Origin of the sequence: Paenarthrobacter sp. DKR-5 (assembly GCF_018531425.1) — a bacterium.
GTDB lineage: Bacteria > Actinomycetota > Actinomycetes > Actinomycetales > Micrococcaceae > DKR-5.
This window is the reverse complement of the sequence record NZ_JAHBOI010000002.1, coordinates 360592-376495: the sequence shown is the minus strand read 5'-3', so window position 1 is coordinate 376495 and position 15904 is coordinate 360592. Positions and strand designations below refer to the sequence as shown.

At 67.7% G+C, this 15904-nt stretch carries 15 protein-coding genes; 6 read left to right on the top strand and 9 right to left on the bottom strand.

The annotated features are described in order from the left end of the window. Nucleotides 1–22 precede the first annotated feature (22 nt). The 3 genes from KIH31_RS05140 to KIH31_RS05130 are packed head-to-tail and all read right to left on the bottom strand — an operon-like array spanning nucleotide 23 to nucleotide 3081. Nucleotides 23–1249, bottom strand: a complete 1227-nt coding sequence (locus tag KIH31_RS05140; RefSeq protein WP_214426001.1) for an acyl-CoA dehydrogenase family protein — start codon at nucleotides 1247–1249, stop codon at nucleotides 23–25. 1 nt (nucleotide 1250) lies between these two features. After that, nucleotides 1251–2144 carry an amidohydrolase family protein gene (locus KIH31_RS05135; RefSeq protein WP_214426000.1) on the bottom strand — a complete coding sequence of 298 codons (894 nt, stop codon included), beginning with the start codon at nucleotides 2142–2144 and terminating at the stop codon, nucleotides 1251–1253. Nucleotide 2145: 1 nt separating this feature from the next. Beyond that, entirely contained in the window at nucleotides 2146–3081 is a 936-nt protein-coding gene (locus KIH31_RS05130; protein ID WP_214425999.1) for an SDR family NAD(P)-dependent oxidoreductase, read from the bottom strand. A 122-nt stretch (nucleotides 3082–3203) separates the two neighbouring features. Here KIH31_RS05130 and KIH31_RS05125 point away from each other — a divergent pair, with 122 nt between their 5' ends. Next, the gene (locus KIH31_RS05125) at nucleotides 3204–3686 is read left to right on the top strand and encodes a MarR family winged helix-turn-helix transcriptional regulator (RefSeq protein ID WP_214426248.1); all 483 of its coding nucleotides are present in this window, start codon (nucleotides 3204–3206) and stop codon (nucleotides 3684–3686) included. 196 nt (nucleotides 3687–3882) lie between these two features. Then, nucleotides 3883–4770, top strand: a complete 888-nt coding sequence (locus tag KIH31_RS05120) for a TIR domain-containing protein (protein WP_214425998.1) — start codon at nucleotides 3883–3885, stop codon at nucleotides 4768–4770. Nucleotides 4771–5075: 305 nt separating this feature from the next. On the opposite strand, the gene KIH31_RS05115 is transcribed toward KIH31_RS05120, so the two are convergent. Then, nucleotides 5076–5777 carry an SCO1664 family protein gene (locus KIH31_RS05115; RefSeq protein WP_214425997.1) on the bottom strand — a complete coding sequence of 234 codons (702 nt, stop codon included), beginning with the start codon at nucleotides 5775–5777 and terminating at the stop codon, nucleotides 5076–5078. Between the two features lie 13 nt (nucleotides 5778–5790). Then, nucleotides 5791–6453 (bottom strand): MSMEG_4193 family putative phosphomutase, encoded by a 663-nt coding sequence (locus KIH31_RS05110; RefSeq protein ID WP_374224847.1) that lies wholly within the window; start codon nucleotides 6451–6453, stop codon nucleotides 5791–5793. A 47-nt stretch (nucleotides 6454–6500) separates the two neighbouring features. On the opposite strand from KIH31_RS05110, the gene KIH31_RS05105 reads away from it, so the two are divergent. From KIH31_RS05105 to KIH31_RS05090, 4 genes are all read left to right on the top strand, one after another. Then, entirely contained in the window at nucleotides 6501–7889 is a 1389-nt protein-coding gene (locus tag KIH31_RS05105; RefSeq protein WP_214425995.1) for a sigma 54-interacting transcriptional regulator, read from the top strand. A gap of 27 nt (nucleotides 7890–7916) precedes the next feature. Beyond that, nucleotides 7917–9920, top strand: coding sequence for a VWA domain-containing protein (locus tag KIH31_RS05100; RefSeq protein WP_214425994.1), 2004 nt, complete (start codon nucleotides 7917–7919; stop codon nucleotides 9918–9920). A gap of 30 nt (nucleotides 9921–9950) precedes the next feature. Beyond that, nucleotides 9951–10616 (top strand): dihydrofolate reductase family protein, encoded by a 666-nt coding sequence (locus KIH31_RS05095; protein ID WP_214425993.1) that lies wholly within the window; start codon nucleotides 9951–9953, stop codon nucleotides 10614–10616. A gap of 98 nt (nucleotides 10617–10714) precedes the next feature. Continuing rightward, nucleotides 10715–11812: a Zn-dependent alcohol dehydrogenase gene (locus KIH31_RS05090; protein ID WP_307857549.1), complete on the top strand. Its 1098-nt coding sequence runs from the start codon at nucleotides 10715–10717 to the stop codon at nucleotides 11810–11812. A 47-nt stretch (nucleotides 11813–11859) separates the two neighbouring features. On the opposite strand, the gene KIH31_RS05085 is transcribed toward KIH31_RS05090, so the two are convergent. The 4 genes from KIH31_RS05085 to KIH31_RS05070 all read right to left on the bottom strand — a co-directional run bounded on the left by KIH31_RS05085 (nucleotide 11860) and on the right by KIH31_RS05070 (nucleotide 15877). Beyond that, on the bottom strand, nucleotides 11860–13428 hold the full coding sequence (locus tag KIH31_RS05085) for a cytochrome b/b6 domain-containing protein (protein WP_214425991.1): 1569 nt from the start codon (nucleotides 13426–13428) through the stop codon (nucleotides 11860–11862). A gap of 2 nt (nucleotides 13429–13430) precedes the next feature. Then, on the bottom strand, nucleotides 13431–14414 hold the full coding sequence (locus tag KIH31_RS05080) for an electron transfer flavoprotein subunit alpha/FixB family protein (protein ID WP_214425990.1): 984 nt from the start codon (nucleotides 14412–14414) through the stop codon (nucleotides 13431–13433). An 11-nt stretch (nucleotides 14415–14425) separates the two neighbouring features. Next, entirely contained in the window at nucleotides 14426–15202 is a 777-nt protein-coding gene (locus KIH31_RS05075) for an electron transfer flavoprotein subunit beta/FixA family protein (RefSeq protein WP_214425989.1), read from the bottom strand. A 102-nt stretch (nucleotides 15203–15304) separates the two neighbouring features. Continuing rightward, nucleotides 15305–15877: an MOSC domain-containing protein gene (locus tag KIH31_RS05070; protein ID WP_214425988.1), complete on the bottom strand. Its 573-nt coding sequence runs from the start codon at nucleotides 15875–15877 to the stop codon at nucleotides 15305–15307. Nucleotides 15878–15904: the final 27 nt, after the last annotated feature.

Sequence of the window (15904 nt, the reverse complement as noted above, 5' to 3'; positions counted from 1 at the left end):
TCGGAAAGCTAAGGGTGCGGCGTCAGCGGGTGAAGGCGCTTTCGCCGGTCAGGGCGCGGCCCACGATGAGCGCGTTGATTTCGTGGGTGCCCTCGTAGGAGTAGACGGCTTCGGCGTCGGCGTGGAAGCGGGCGACGTCGGTCTCCAGCGTGATGCCGTTGCCGCCCACCACCTCGCGGGCCAGGGCCACCGTCTCGCGCATCAGCAGGGAGGTCTGCATCTTGGCCAGGGCGGAATCCTGGTCCCGGTAGATGCCCTTGGCCTGCTGCTCGGTGAGCCGCACCACCAGGGACAGCGCCGAGGTGACGTTGCCGAGCATCCGGGCCAGCTTCTCCTGGACGAGCTGGAAGGAGCCCACGGGACGGCCGAACTGCTGGCGTTCGGTGACGTAGCGCAGGGCCGCCTCGAAGGCGCCGGCCTGGAGCCCGGTGGCGATCCAGGCTACGTCCGAGCGCATGGCGCGCAGCATCGCGGCCACGTCCCGGAAGGAGTTCACGTTGTGCAGCCGCATGGACTCCGGTACGTGCACCCCCGTCAGGGTGATGTGGGCGTTCTGCATCATCCGCAGGGACGTCTTGTGCTGGATCTTCTCCAGCGTCACACCCTCCGCCCGACGGTCCACCAGGAATGCCTTCACCTGCCCGTCGGCCGTATCGCGGGCGAAGACGGCGAGCACGTCCGCGCTGACGGCGCCGCCGATCCAGCGCTTCGCGCCGTCGAGGATCCAGCCGTCACCGTCCCGGCGGGCGGTGGTGGACAGGCCGCCGGCGATGTCGGACCCGGACCCCGGTTCGGTGAGTGAGAAGACGCCCTTGAGTGAGAAGTCGATGACCTTCGGCATCCACTCCTTCTGCTGCTCGGCGGAGGCGCCGACCCGGATGGCCGTGCGGAACAGTCCTGCCTGGGAGGTGTACCAGGTGGCCAGCGACGCGTCGGTGCGGGCGAGTTCGAAAATACGGAAGCCCTGGTAGATGCCGCGGGCCTGGCCGGTGCCGTCGCCGCTGTCGACCCTAGCCTGGCCCGAGGCCAGCGCCGCCGGTTCCATCAGGTCCAGGTCGATCAGGGGCTGCGCGAGCTCGTCGGGGAACTCGCCCCTCTCCCAGTACTCAGCCAGCAGCGGGCGCGCCTTCTCGTCCAGGAAGCTGCGGAGCGTGCCGAGGATGCGGCGTTCGTCGTCGGTGAGAAGGGACTCGGCGTCGTAATAGTCGCAGACGCTGTAGAGCCTGGTCCGCTCGGCTGTTGCGGTCATCTCAACCCTCCAGCCCGAGCAGGCGGACGGCGTTGCCCTTGAGGATCTTGGGCCGCACCTCGTTCTTGAGCGGCAGGTCAGTGAAAGCGCCCAGCCATTTCTGCGGCGTGATCAGCGGGAAATCGGTGCCGAAGAGCACCTTGTCCTGCAGCACCGAGTTGGACATCCGGACCAGGGACTCCGGGAAGTACTTGGGGGACCAGCCGGAGAGGTCGATGAACACGTTGGACTTGTGCGTGGCGATGGAGTTGGCCTCGTCCTGCCACGGCACGGAGGGGTGCGCCATGATGATCTGCAGCTCGGGGAAGTCCGCCGCGACCGCGTCCAGCAGCAGCGGGTTGGAATAGGCGAGCTTGATGCCGTAGCCGCCGGGAAGCCCGGCGCCCATGCCGTTCTGCCCGGTGTGGAAGATGACCGGCAGCCCGAGTTCCTGCAGGGTGCCCCACAGAGGATAGAACTGCTCGCTGGACGGGTCGAAGCCCTGCAAGCTCGGGTGGAACTTGAACCCGCGGGCTCCGAGGTCCACGGCCTGGTGCTTGGCGCCCTGGATGGCCTCGGCGCCGGTGCGCGGATCCACGCTGCCGAAGGGGATAAGCACGTCATTGTGCCGGGCTGCCCCCGCAATGAGCTCGGGGATGCTGTTGGGCTCGTGGTTGAGCTGGGTCCGTGCGTCGACGGTGAAGACGACGGCGGCCATGTTCAGCCCGCGGTAGATCTCGGCGATGCGGTCCAGCGACGGCGTCCGGTCCTCGGCCTTGAAGTACTTGGCGGAGGCCTCCGTCAGGGCCTGCGGCAGGGACTCATGGCCGTGGCCGTCTACTTCAAGGTGGACGTGCATGTCGATGGCGTCGAGCTTGGCCGCGTCGACGCCCAGTTCGTAACGTTCGGAGGCCATTTCAGCGTGCCTCAGCCGGCTCGGGTTTGAGGTCTTCGGGCAGCGGCAGGAACTCTTCGCCGAGGCTCTGGAGCTTGTCACCGAACAGCTTGCCGAAGTTGTCCACGAGGTCCTGGTAGTGCCAGCCGCCCTCGCGGTATTCCGTGGCAGCTGTCTCGGGGTGGGTCCAGACCTGCAGGCGGTCCCCGCCGGCGCCGATGGCCTGGCCGGTGATGTTCGCCGCTGCGTCGGAGGCGAGGAACGCGACCAGCCCGGCGACGTCGTCGGCGGTGCCGAAGCCGAGGTCGTGCCGGAAGAAGGCCGGCATGGCCTCGCCGCGCTCGTCCGCCTCGACGGCCTTTTGGAAGTAGGGGACCGTCTTGGTCATCGCGGTGGCGGCTACCGGGATGACGGCGTTGGCGGTGACGCCGGCCTTCTTCATCTCCAGGGCCCAGGTGCGGACCATGCCCACGATCCCTGCCTTCGCGGCCGCGTAGTTGGTCTGGCCGAAGTTGCCGCGCTGGCCGGTGGGGGAGCCGATGGTGATGATGCGGCCCGCGACGCCGTGCTCCTTGAAGTAGGCGAAGGCCTCGCGGGCACAGGTGAAAGTGCCGCGCAGGTGCACGTTGATCACGGCGTCGAAGTCCTCGTCCGTCATCTTCAGCAGGGACTTGTCCCGCAGGATGCCCGCGTTGGTGACCAGGATGTCCAGGCCGCCGAATTCGGTGACGGCCGCGTTCACGAGCTGACGGGCCACTTCGGTGCTGCCGACCGGCGCGACGACGGCGATTGCCCGGCTGCCGTCGGCCTCAATCCTGCGGACCGCTTCCGCCGCGACCTCGGCGTCCACGTCGTTCACGACGACGGCCGCTCCCTGCCGGGCGAGCTCCCGGGCGTAGGCCAGGCCGAGGCCCCGGCCGCTTCCGGTGACGATGGCGACTTTTCCTGACAGGCTCATGCTGCTCCTTTGCTAGCTGACCGCGTGCATCCTGCCGTCCGGCGTGGGATGCTGTTCTGCATTCATGAAAATACGTATAGTTGAAAATGTCAACGATTTATTTTGAGGATGACCGGAGCGCCATGACCGTCGGAACACCAGAACTGCGAAGTGCCGAGCAGGCGCACAAACTCATCGCGTCCTCCATCAGCCGGGACGTCGGGTTCCTGCTGGCCAAGCTGCACGCGGCGGGCTCCGTGCTGAACAACAGCGCACTCGCCGAGTTCGACCTCAAGGAGCGTTCCTACTCCGTGCTCGCCCTCGCCAACAGCGGGCTCGAGCCGACCCAAAGGGAGATCGCCGAATTCCTGAGCCTCGACCCCAGCCAGATCGTCACCCTGGTGGACGAACTCGAGAACCGCGGACTGGTCACGCGTGAGCCCGGGCGGCAGGACCGCCGCGCGAAGATTGTCACCGCAACGGCGGAAGGCGCCCGGGTGTTCGACGGTGCCCGGCAGGCGGCGCAGCGGGCAGAGGTCCTGGCGCTGGAGGCGCTGGAGGAGAGGGAAGTGGGGACGTTGAAGGAGTTGCTGCGAAAGGCGCTTTGGGGCGCGGGGGTGGAGTGAGGAACCCCGAGCGCGGCGCCAAAGGTCCGCGGTGAGATCGTGGCTCCCTGCAGCCCGCTTCGGGTTCGCGGAGCCCACCAGCCACGCCGTTCGCGGAGGGATGCAGTCAAGGGGACGCTGCAGGCATGTCCGGACTTGAATCCACGGGTTGATCGGCTGATAATCTGACTGGCGCTCACACACCATTGGGGGAATTTTGAAGGTTTTTATTAGCTGGTCGAAGAACTCCTGTGACTTCGGCGGCGCGCTGAATAGCGCCATGGAGCGCTTGTTCGACACGGTTGAGACCTTCTACAGTCCGGAGATTCCTGCTGGCGAGCAATGGCTGACCATGATCGAGGAACAGCTCACTGATACAGACTTTGGCATAATTTGTGTAACGAAGGAAAATCAGAAGGAGCAGTGGCTCAACTATGAGGCTGGAGCGTTGTCACGCCAAGTCACGGACCGCCGCAAACGGCTCGGGGTACTGCTCTTAGATTTTGACGACAAAAATGACGTTGATGGGCCCTTCAAAAACTTTCAGATGAAGATGGCGACTGTCAGTGAGTTTAAGTCGCTGATGAAGTCGCTAAATGAACTTGGACCGAAGATCAGGGAAGATGTCGTTAATGATCGCATCGACCGTGAGTGGCCAAAGCTTGAAGAAGAGTTAGTTAAAGTTCGGAATAGTGCGCAAAAGCCTGGTATTCCCGATCGAGGTATCCATGAGAAGGTGGACGAGATCCTTCGACTCGTGCGTGACTTCGACGTAGCAAGTACGCCTCCTGTACTTACAGCCTTTCCTGTGACCACCGACGTAAGAATGCGTGGACGTCAATTTGTGTCCCGTCTCTACCTGATGACGAAGGGCCGAGAAATTCATTTCGACTTCCGTCCCGTCAACGAGACAACCGATATCCTCGATATCACTGCCTCGATGAGTGACCAGGAGAAACGAACGATCGAGAATTTTTACAGGAGCTTCTTCCCGGATGTGGCCAAGCGGCTCCTCATCGCCGATGTCGCTTGGAAAGATAAGTTTATCAACTCGGCTGATGAAACAGTGGAAACGTTAATCCAGTCGAGCATGATTCATGAGTAACCTTCAAGGCTTCACCTGAAGCGGGAACCTTTGCATATCAAGACAAAACGAATCGAATCGAATCGTCCCGACGCAACGGGTTTTGTGTCGAGCTTCTCGCAGCAGGGCCGAAGGCGTGAATCGCCGATCGTCAAATTTGTCGTTAGCGCGCAGCCACGCACGGCGTTTTCTGTTTGGGGCAAAGCCCGAGGCCTAGGGCTATGACACGCCACATTGTCTGGCCCTGGCTCTAAATGATTCTCCCCCACAGACGGCGCTCGCAGTGCTACCACGGAGCGGTAGCCGGTACGTCTGGGAGTGACCACTCACACCAGCGGCCACGGGTACCGCATGCCAGTGCGGTCCACCGGCAGCGCGCCCTCCCGGAGCAGCCGCTGGACCCGGCGCTGCAACGCAAGGACTTCGTCATTGTCGAGCAATTCCGCCAGCTCGTCAGGCACGGCCTCGGCCAGTGGCGCGATGTCCTCCAGAAGCGCCTCGGGAATGTCGTCGCCGGCGAAGTCCCAGATGACGGTGCGCAGTTTGAAGGATGCGGCGAAGCAGAGCCCGTGGTCGATGCCCCAGATCCGGCCGTCGTCGCCGCGCAGGACGTGGCCGCTTTTGCGGTCGGTGTTGTTGGCGACGCAGTCGAACAAAGCGATCCGGACCAGGTCGTGGTGGGTCTCGGGCGCGTCCGCGTAGAGGGTGAAGTAGTGCTCGTCCTCGTCGCATTCGACGAACCACTGCAGCGAGCCAACTCCGAGCGGGGCGTCCTCGCGGATGATGGTGGGCGGCACGAGGCCCCATCCGAGGTGCTCGCTGAGCAGGTAGGCGGCGCGCTCGCGCCGGTGGAGCCCGGGCGGAAAGTCGTGCAGGGGCCGTTCGCCGGCTTCGGGTTTGTAGACGGCCCAAGCCGTGTCCTCGCCGCAGCTGACTTCGGCGAGGAAGGTGGCGTTGCTGCCGCGCAGGAAACGGCCGACCAGCTCGACTTGGCCTTCCGTAAGCAGGGTCAGTTCCCGCCGGGACACCGTGCGTGCCTTTTCATGATGCTTTGAGCCCGCTCAGGGAGTCCAGAGTGGAGTTGACGGTCAGCACGGCGGGTTCCCGGCCCTCCACATAGGCGATGGCGGAGACGGAGCCGGGGCTGATCATGATGCGCTGGAACTGGTCCAGATGCGAACCGAGGGCGTGGGCGACGGCTGCCTTAATCGGATCCGCGTGCGAGAAGCAGACGACGACGCCGCCGGTGTGGGCGGCGCACAATTCCTCCAGCGCTCCGACGATCCGCTCCTGCATCTCGGTGAAGCTCTCGCCGTTGGGGAAACGGAAGGCCGAGGGGGTGCGCTGCACCGTCTGCCACTCCGGCAGGCCGTACAGCTCGGTGAGCGCGGCACCGGTCCACTCACCGAAGTCGCATTCGAGCAGGCCGTCGTGCGCGGTCACGCTCAGCCCGGTGCTGGCGGCCGTGGGTTCCGCTGTCTCGCGGGTGCGCTCCAGCGGCGAGGAGTAGAGCCCGTCGATCGACAAACCGGTGAGGCGCTCAGCCACGCGTTCGGCCTGGGAGCGGCCCCGGTCGGAGAGGTGCAGGCCCGGGGCGCGGCCGGGCAGCACCTGGCCGGTGGTGGGCGTCTCCCCGTGGCGAACCAGGAGGAGCAGGGTGCCGGGAGGCGCCGGAGTCGGCGATGTCGTTTCACTCATCAGCATCAAGCCTATGCTCGATTTCCTGCAGGTCCGAGGACTACGGTGGAAGAGTGAGTGATCGACCCGATATCTTCACCGTTGGCGAACTGCGCGCCGCTGGCCACGTCCACAAGGACCTGCGCCGCGAGATCCGCGACAACCTGCTCGCCGCGCTTGCGGCGGGCCGCGACCCGTGGCCCGGCATGTTCGGGTTCAGCCGGACCGTCCTGCCGCAGCTCGAACGCGCACTGCTCGCCGGGCACGACGTCGTCCTGCTGGGCGAGCGCGGACAGGGCAAGACGCGCCTGCTCCGGACGCTGGCGGGGCTGCTGGACGAGTGGTCCCCGGTGATCGAGGGGTCGGAGCTGAACGAGCACCCCTACGAGCCGATCACCGAGCAGTCCCGGGCCCGGGCGCTCGCCGAGGGGGACCGGCTGCGGGTCGCGTGGCGGCACCGCTCGGAGCGGTACGTGGAAAAGCTCGCCACCCCGGACACCTCGGTTGCTGACCTGATCGGCGACGTGGACCCGATGCGCGTTGCCGAGGGCCGCCGGCTCGGCGACCCGGAAACGATCCACTATGGCCTGGTCCCGCGCTCGAACCGCGGCATCATCGCCATCAACGAGCTGCCGGACCTCGCCGAGCGCATCCAGGTCGCGATGCTCAACGTGATGGAGGAGCGGGACATCCAGATCCGCGGCTACGTGCTGCGGCTGCCGCTGGACGTGCTCGTCGTCGCCTCCGCCAACCCCGAGGACTACACCAACCGCGGCCGCATCATCACGCCGCTGAAGGACCGCTTCGGCGCCGAGATCCGCACCCACTACCCGATCGAGCTCGAGGACGAGGTCGCCGTCATCCGACAGGAGGGGCAGCTGGTCGCGGACGTGCCGGCGGTCCTGCTCGAGATCCTGGCCCGCTACACCCGTGCCCTGCGGCAGTCCCCGGCCATCAACCAGAGCTCCGGCGTCTCGGCCCGGTTCGCGATCGCCGGCGCGGAAACCGTCGCGGCGGCGGCACTGCGCCGGGCCACCGTGCGCGGCGAGGAACACGCCGTCGCCCGAATCGTGGACCTGGAGACGGCGGTGGACGTACTCACCGGCAAGCTCGAATTCGAATCCGGCGAGGAGGGCCGCGAGCAGGCCGTGCTGGACCACCTCCTGCGCACGGCTACGGCCGAAGCGGTGCGGGAGCACTACCGCGGCCTGGACTTCGGCCCGCTGGTCGCGGCGCTGGACGGCCACACGACCGTGACCACGGGGGAGCAGGTCACCGCGCGGGAATTCCTCGAGAACCTCCCGTCCCTGGGCGGGTCCGGCTTCTACGACGAAATCAGCGACCGGATCGGCGCCACCAACGACGGCCAGCGGGCCGCCGCCATCGAACTTGCCCTCGAAGGTCTCTTCCTCGCCCGGCGGATCTCCAAGGAGTTCGACGACGAGGAGACCATCTACGGCTGACAGCCAGCACCAGGGAGAGGCCTCATCATGAGCGTGCATCACCGGTCCTCCAAGTACGGCCGGTACGCCGGCGGGCCCGATCCGCTCGCGCCGCCGGTGGACCTGACGGAGGCGCTCGACGCCGTCGCCGAGGACGTGATGGCCGGCTACTCGCCCCGGCACGCCCTGCAGGAGTTCCTGCGGCGCGGCGGCCGGAACCGGGAGGGTCTTGATGACCTCGCCCGGCGGGTGCAGCAGCGCCGGAACGAACTGCTCGGCCGCCACAACCTGGACGGCACCCTCAACGAGGTCCGAAAGCTGCTCGACACCGCGGTGCTGGAGGAGCGCAAGCAACTCGCCCGCGACGCGATGATGGACGACACGGACCGCGCGTTCCGCGAGATGCAGCTGCAGAACCTGCCCAGCTCGACGGCCGCCGCGGTGAACGAGCTGGCGAACTACGACTGGCAGTCCAGCACCGCGCGGGAAGCCTACGAACGGATCAAGGACTTGCTGGGCCGCGAGGTGCTCGAGCAGCGGTTCGCCGGCATGAAGGAAGCGCTCGAGAACGCGACGGACGAGGACCGCGAGGCCGTGGGCGAGATGCTTCGCGACCTCAATGAGCTGCTCGACAAGCACCGCCGCAACGAGGACACCGACGAGGACTTCCAGGAGTTCATGGCGCGGCACGGCCAGTACTTCCCGGAGAACCCGCAGTCCGTCGAGGAGCTCATCGACGCGCTGGCCAAGCGGGCTGCGGCAGCCCAGCGGATGCTGCGGTCCATGTCCCCGGAGCAGCGGGAGGAGCTGATGCGCCTCTCCGCGCAGGCCTTCGGCTCGCCGGCCCTGATGGACCAGCTGGACCAGCTGGACTCAAGCCTGCGCGCGCTGCGACCGGGGGAGGACTGGTCAGGCTCCGAACAATTCGAGGGCGAGGAAGGGCTCGGGCTGGGCGACGGGACCGGAGTGCTGCAGGACCTCGGCGAACTCGACGAGCTGGCCGAACAGCTCTCGCAGTCCTACAGCGGATCCCGCCTCGACGACCTGGACCTGGACGCCCTCGCCCGCCAGCTGGGTCCGGACGCAGCCGTCTCGGCACGCACCCTCGCGGAGATCGAGCGGGCAATGCAGGACGGCGGCTACCTGCGGCGCGGCGCCGACGGCGACCTGCGGCTCTCCCCGCAGGCGATGCGGCTGCTTGGAAAGTCCCTGCTGCGGGACGCCGCCCGCCAGCTCTCCGGCAGGCAGGGGCGCCGCGACACCCGGCTCGCCGGTGCGGCAGGGGAGCAGACCGGCTCCAGCCGCGCCTGGCAGTTCGGGGACGCCGAGCCGTGGGATGTCACCCGGACCATCTCGAACGCGATCAACCGCACGGTCGCCGAGGGCGGTGCGCCCGGCCGGGGTCTGCGCCTGAAGGCGGACGACATCGAAGTGGCGGAAACAGAGGCACGCACCCAGGCCGCCGTCGTCCTGCTGGTGGACGTGTCCTTCTCGATGGCCGCCGAGGGGCGCTGGGTGCCGATGAAACGCACGGCGCTCGCCCTGCACCACCTCGTGTCCACCCGGTTCCGCGGGGACCGGCTGCAGCTGATCACCTTCGGCCGCTACGCACAGACCATGGACATCGGCGAACTCACGGCCCTGCCGGCGCTGCGGGAGCAGGGCACTAACCTGCACCACGGCCTGCTGCTGGCCGGCCGATTCTTCCGCCGGCACCCGTCCATGCAGCCGGTCCTGCTCGTGGTGACCGACGGCGAACCGACCGCTCACCTGCTGCCCGAGGGCGAGCCGTGGTTCTCCTGGCCGCCGGACCCGGAGACGATCCGGGTCACGATCGCCGAACTCGACCGGCTCGGACGCGCGGGCACGCAGGCCACGTTCTTCCGGCTCGGCAACGACCCGGGCCTGGGGCGGTTTGTGCAGCGCATGGCCCGGCGGATCGACGGCCGGGTGGTGGCGCCGGAGGTGGGGGAGCTCGGCGCCGCCGTCGTCGGGGAATACCTGCGCGCGCACTTCACCAACCCGTACGATGACGCCGACTGGGTCCAATAGGGGCCGGCGACCACTACTTCAGGAGATGACATGTCCCTCGTCCGCGTGCACAACTTCTCGGTGTCCCTCGACGGCTTCGGCGCGGGCGAGGGCCAGCGACTTGAGGCTCCGTTCGGCCACGCCGGTTCACGGCTGATGGAGTGGGCTTTCGGGACGAAAACCTTCCGCGAGATGGGCCTCCCCGGCGACGGGGAACCATCCCGGGGCGTCGACGAGGCGTTCGCCAGCCAATGGGGGCCCGGGATCGGCGCGGAGATCATGGGGCGCAACAAGTTCGGCCCCCAGCGCGGTCCGTGGGAGGACGAGGAATGGAAGGGGTGGTGGGGCGACAACCCTGTCTTCCACACCCCCGTTGTTGTCCTGACACACCATCCCCGGCCGGTGCTGGAGATGGAAGGCGGAACAACCTTTCACTTCGTCGACGCCGGCCCAGCCACCGCGCTCGAGAAGGCCCGCGCCCTGGCCGGTGACCTCGACGTCCGGATCGGTGGCGGCGTCAGCACTGTCCGGCAGTTCCTTGAGGCCGATCTGATCGACCACCTGCACGTCGTCGTCGTTCCGATCGTCCTGGGCCGGGGTGAACGGCTCTGGGACGGGCTCGAGGGCCTCGAAGAACGCTTCGACATCGAAGCGACCCCATCCCCGAGCGGGGTCCTACACCTGGTCTTCACCCGCCGGACGGCGGACGTGCTTTGACAACAGCGCGGTCTGCCCGCCCATAGTGTTGTGGACAGCCCGCAATGGCGTGGATCACACCGCGGCCCCTGACGGGTTCAGACGATGAAGGAGTCAGGGTGAAAGCTGCCGTCTTGCATGCGGCCCATGAGCCGCTGAGCGTGCTCGATCTTGCCCTCGACGCCCCGGGTCCGGGCGAGGTGCGGGTGCGGATCGAGGCGGCCGGTGTGTGCCACAGCGATCTGCATTACCTCAACGGCGACCTTCCCTGCCGGACACCGATCGTGCTCGGCCACGAAGGGGCAGGCATCGTGGAAGAAACCGGGCCCGGCGTCACCTCCGTCCGGCCGGGCGACAAGGTGGTACTGACCTGGCGCCCACGCTGCGGGCAGTGCGAGTTTTGCTCCAGCGGAAGGCCGGCGCTCTGCGTCCAAGGCCGGGTGCATGGGGAGTCCAACGGCCTGCTTCGCGGCGGCACCCGCCTCTCGCTCGACGACGAGGCCGTGCACCACCTGATGGGCGTCTCCTGCTTCGCGGAGGCCTGCGTGGTGTCGCAGGAATCAGTCATCAAGATCCCCAATGACGTCCCCTCCGAGATTGCCGCCATCGTCGGGTGCGCTGTCATTACCGGGATGGGAGTGGTGCTGAACCGGATGACCGGCGCCGCCGGCCAAGGGGTGCTGATCATCGGCGCCGGAGGCGTGGGGCTTTCGGCCGTGATCGGCGCCGAACTGGTGGGCGCCTCACCGATCATCGTGGCCGACATCGCCGACGACAAGCTCGAAAAGGCCATGGAACTCGGCGCCACCCATGTGATCAATTCCAGCAAGGACGATCTGGTGGCCGCGGTGAAGGCCATCACCGGAGACGGCGTCCACTGGGTCATCGAAGCGATCGGGAAACAGGCCACCATCCAGCAAGCCATGGCCAGCCTGCGCACCGGAGGAACCACTTTCGCCGTCGGCCTGGGCAATCCCAACGACATGGTGAGCGTGCCGCTCAACAACCTGGTGCAGTCCGAAAAGTCGCTGGAGGGCAGCCTCTACGGCTCGTCCAACATCGGAGTGCAGGTTCCGCGGATCCTGGAGCTGTACCGCTCCGGCAGGCTCCCCTTGGACAAGCTCCTCGGCGATACCTACCGGCTGGATCAGGTTCAGGAGGCGCTGGAGGCCCTGACGGCGGGGTCCGTGGGACGCTCGGTCATCGTCCTGAGCTAGCCGCCTCAGGGAGGTCACCCGGGGAAGGGCACCCAGGGAGGTGAAGCCTAGCGGCTGCTCACCTGGCCGAACAGCCTGGCTAGCGGTGCGAGCACCAGCGGGCGGGCCGCGTACCAGCCGGCGGCCGTGACCGCGATGGCGGCCGCGAAGAGCCAGAACCCTGCCCAGTTCACCGCGTCGGTGCCGCCGAACATGTGGTTCAGGTTGCGCAGCGCACCGGTCGCGAACACCAGGAACACGTGGATGAGGATGAACACCACGAAGAACAGCATCGTGGGGTAGTGGACGGCGCGGGCGGCCTCTATCGGGTAGAGCCTGTTCAGGGTTTTGGCGTTCTTGGGCCAGAATTCGCTCAGGCGCACACCGGTGACGGCGGCGAGCGGAGCCGCAATGAACACCACAATGAAGTACATGAGCTGCTGCAGGCTGTTGTAGTTCACCCAGCCGGTCTCCACCGGCCAGTCCAGGGTCATGTACTGCAGGAGCGCGGAGGCCGCGTTCGGGAACACCTCCCAGCTGGTCGGCACGATCCGCACCCAGCGGCCGGAGGCGAACAGCAGCACCACGAAGACGAGGCCATTGGCCAGCCACACGATGTCGAGCGCCTGGTGCAGCCACAGGTTGATGCTGATCTTCTTGCCGCCGCGCTTCGGCGTCCAGTACGCAGGCGGCTTCTGCTGGGTGCGCACGTGGTAGCCGGAGCGGATGATGAGCGCCATCAGGAAGACATTCAGGAAGTGCGCCCACTGCGTCCACCATGGGAAGCCGGGCTCGGCCGTAGCGGGCAGGCTGTACGCGCCGGGGTACTTCTTGAGGAATTCCGGCACGCCCGGCAGCGTCGTCACGCCGCGGGCGGCGAGTACAAGAATCCCGGCTGCGGCCACGGCGGCGACGGCGAGGAGTATCATCCGCTTGGTCCACTGGCCCAGGGTGCGTGCTCCATAGAGCCGAGGTTCGGCCGCTGGCTTCCCGGGCTTTTCGACGGCGGCAGGCGCGACGGCGGGAGGCGGCTTGACGGCGGGGGTGGGCGCGACGGCGGGGGCCGGAGCTGGGGATGCGGGAGCGGGGGCAACGGCCTCGTCAGCCGCGGCGGGCGTCGGGACAACGGGCGCTGCCGGGGCCTCGCTCCGGGAGACCAGTTTCGGAGCCGCCGGCGGGGCGGCGGCAACGGGTGCGGGAGCGAACCCGGCCGGGGGCCACGGCTCGCCGCCGGGGACGCGGGGGAGCCCGCGACGAAGCGGGGTGGCTCCTGACGCCGGCGTGGGCATTGCGGGAGCCCCGGCCTCAGTCTCGGCCGGAGCCACAGCCGGAGCCGGCGTCGGCGCCGCGGGCAACGGAACCGGAGCAGCTGCGAACGCCGCAGCAGGAGCCGTCGCCGGTGCCTGAACCGTCCGCGCCGGCGGCCAAGGCTCGCCGCCCGGCACGCGCGGGAGGCCGCGGCGGAGCTGCCGCGCAGCCGTGGCCGCCTTCACCTCAGGGGTGTTCGCCGGAGGGAGGGTGGGGGAAGGGACGTCGACCGCGACAGCGCGTGCGGGCGCATCACCGGCGGGCGGCCAGGGTTCCCCGCCGCGTACCCGCGGCAGGCCTCGCCGGATGGATCCAGACTGAGTTGCCATCGTTACTTCTTCCGGGCCTCAAGGGCACTGATGAGCTGGGGGACCACCTTGAAGACGTCACCCACCACCCCAAAGTCGGCGATCTCGAAGATCGGCGCGTCACCATCCTTGTTGACGGCGACGATCGTTTTGGCGGTCTGCATCCCGGCCCGGTGCTGAATCGCACCGGAAATGCCGAGCGCGATGTACAACTGCGGGGACACGGAGACCCCTGTCTGGCCCACCTGCTGCGACTGCGGGACGTAGCCGGCGTCCACTGCCGCACGCGAAGCGCCGACAGCGGCGCCGAGGGCATCGGCGAGCTGTTCAACGAGGGCGAATTCCTCCACCGACCCGAGGCCGCGGCCGCCCGCCACGACCTTCGCTGCGCCGCGCAGTTCCGGCCGTGACGTCGCAGCCACAGCCGCCTCGAAGGAGTCGATCCGTGCGGCCGGTTTCCCGGAAGGCGCTACCGCCAGGGTCTCCGAGGCCGGGGGCCGCGCCGCTGCCCGCGCCTCGATGGAGCCCTGGCGCACCGTAATGACCGGTGCCCCGAACGTGGAGGTCGAGGTCACGTTGTAGGCGCCGCCGTAGACGGAGTGGTGGGCCACCACGCCCTCGTCATCGCGCGAGACGCCGACGGCATCCACGGAAACGGCCGCCCGGGAACGGGCCGCGTAACGGCCCGCAAGGTCGCGTCCGTTCAGCGAATGCGAGATCAGGATCGCGTCGGGCTGCACCTGCTCGGCCGCTGCGGCAAGCGCGTCGACGCCGGCGGCGTCGAGTGCGGACGGCTCGGGAGCCTCTGCGATCAACACGTGGGCGGCGCCGAGGGCCGCGGCCTCCTCGGCGGCGGCGCTTCCGGAGCCGGGCGACGCCAGGACGAGGGCAATCGGTGTGCCCACCGCGGCGGCGGCGCCAAAGAGTCCGGCTGCGGCCTTTTCGAGCTCGCCGGACGCTCCGGTTTCAACGACGACCAGGATCGCGTCACGAGGAAATTCAGTCATGCCGTTGCTCCTCAGGCCAGTCGGTTTTCAATCAGGAAGTCTGCGAGCTTCTGGCCGGCGTCGCCCTCGTCGGTGATCTTGACTCCCGCCGCGCGCGGGGGCTTCTCCGCAACCGCCAGCATGATTGAACGCGCCGCGTCCGGGTCCTCCGCGTTGATGCCGAGGTCCGCGAGGGTGAGCGTTTCAACGGGCTTCTTCTTCGCTGCCATGATGCCTTTGAAGTTGGGGAAGCGCGGGCCGGGAAGCGCCTCGGTAACGGAAATCACCGCGGGCAGCTGCGCGGACACCTGCTGCACACCCGAGTCAATGATCCTGGTGCCGGACACCGCGCCGTCGCCGATCTCCACGGAGCTCAGGCCGGTAGCCAGCGGCACGTTGAGCAATTCTGCGAGCATCGCGGGAATCATGCCGCCGGATCCGTCGGTGGAGAGGTTGCCGGTGACCACCAGGTCAAATTCCACCCGTCGGATCGCCGCAGCGAGGGCTTCAGCCGTCAGCCCCAGGTCCGCGCCCCGCAGCGCCTCATCCGCGATATGGACGGCGCTGCCCGCGCCCATCGCCAGCGCCTTGCGGATGGTCGACGTCGCGCTCTCGGGAGCCAGGGACAGGACCGCGACGTCGGTGCCCTCGTTCGCGTCGGCGTATTTCAGCGCGAGCTCCAGGGCGCGCTCGCCGATCTCGTCGATGACCGTCTCACTGGCTTCGCGGTCCGCGAGGCCGGTTTCGAGGTTCAGTTTGCGGTCCCCGTAGGTGTCGGGGACTTCCTTTACGAGGACGATGATCTTCATTGATGGCTCTTCCTGTGGCGGGCATGTCTGTCAGAGACAAGCCGAGTCTGAGTTGAGTCTACGAAAGCCTGGCCCCGTCCGGCTGGCGGGACGCGTGTCGCGCTAGGGCAACCGGGACGGGCGCAGCAGGTTTGCTGCACCAGCGTGGCTCGGATCGAGCGGCACCGGGCTGATCAGCACCGCAGGCCCGTGCAGCAGCACGCCGTCGGACAGCACCTGGCACCGCACCCCGCCACGCCCGCGCATGGCCTTATGGGCGCCGGGGGCCAGCACCGCGTCCATCCAGGCACAGGGGTGGGCCGGCCGCCCGGCTTTGAGCCGCACCAGGCCGCCGTCGGACTCCAGCGCGAACTCGTGGCCGAGCAGCGGGGCCAGCTCAGCACCCCGAAGCACCACGTTGCGGCGCGTCAGCAACGGGTCGAAGGGCGTGGTTCCCAGTTCGGCGGCAATCGATTCCAGGGCTTCGACGGCGAACACGGTGACGGCGGCGTCCATGTGCGCCGCCTTGCCGAAGAACCGGTCACCGACGATGCCCTTGCCGGCGACCAGCTGCACCCGCTCCGCGTCGGTGGTTGGGACGTCGGCTGCGCCCTCCCGGGCCCGGCCGAAATAGGCATGCGCGGGCGACACGAGCAGATGCAGAATCCCGACGTCGTACCTGAAGCTGGCCGTCATCCCACCAAACTACCGCTGCCCGCAGGT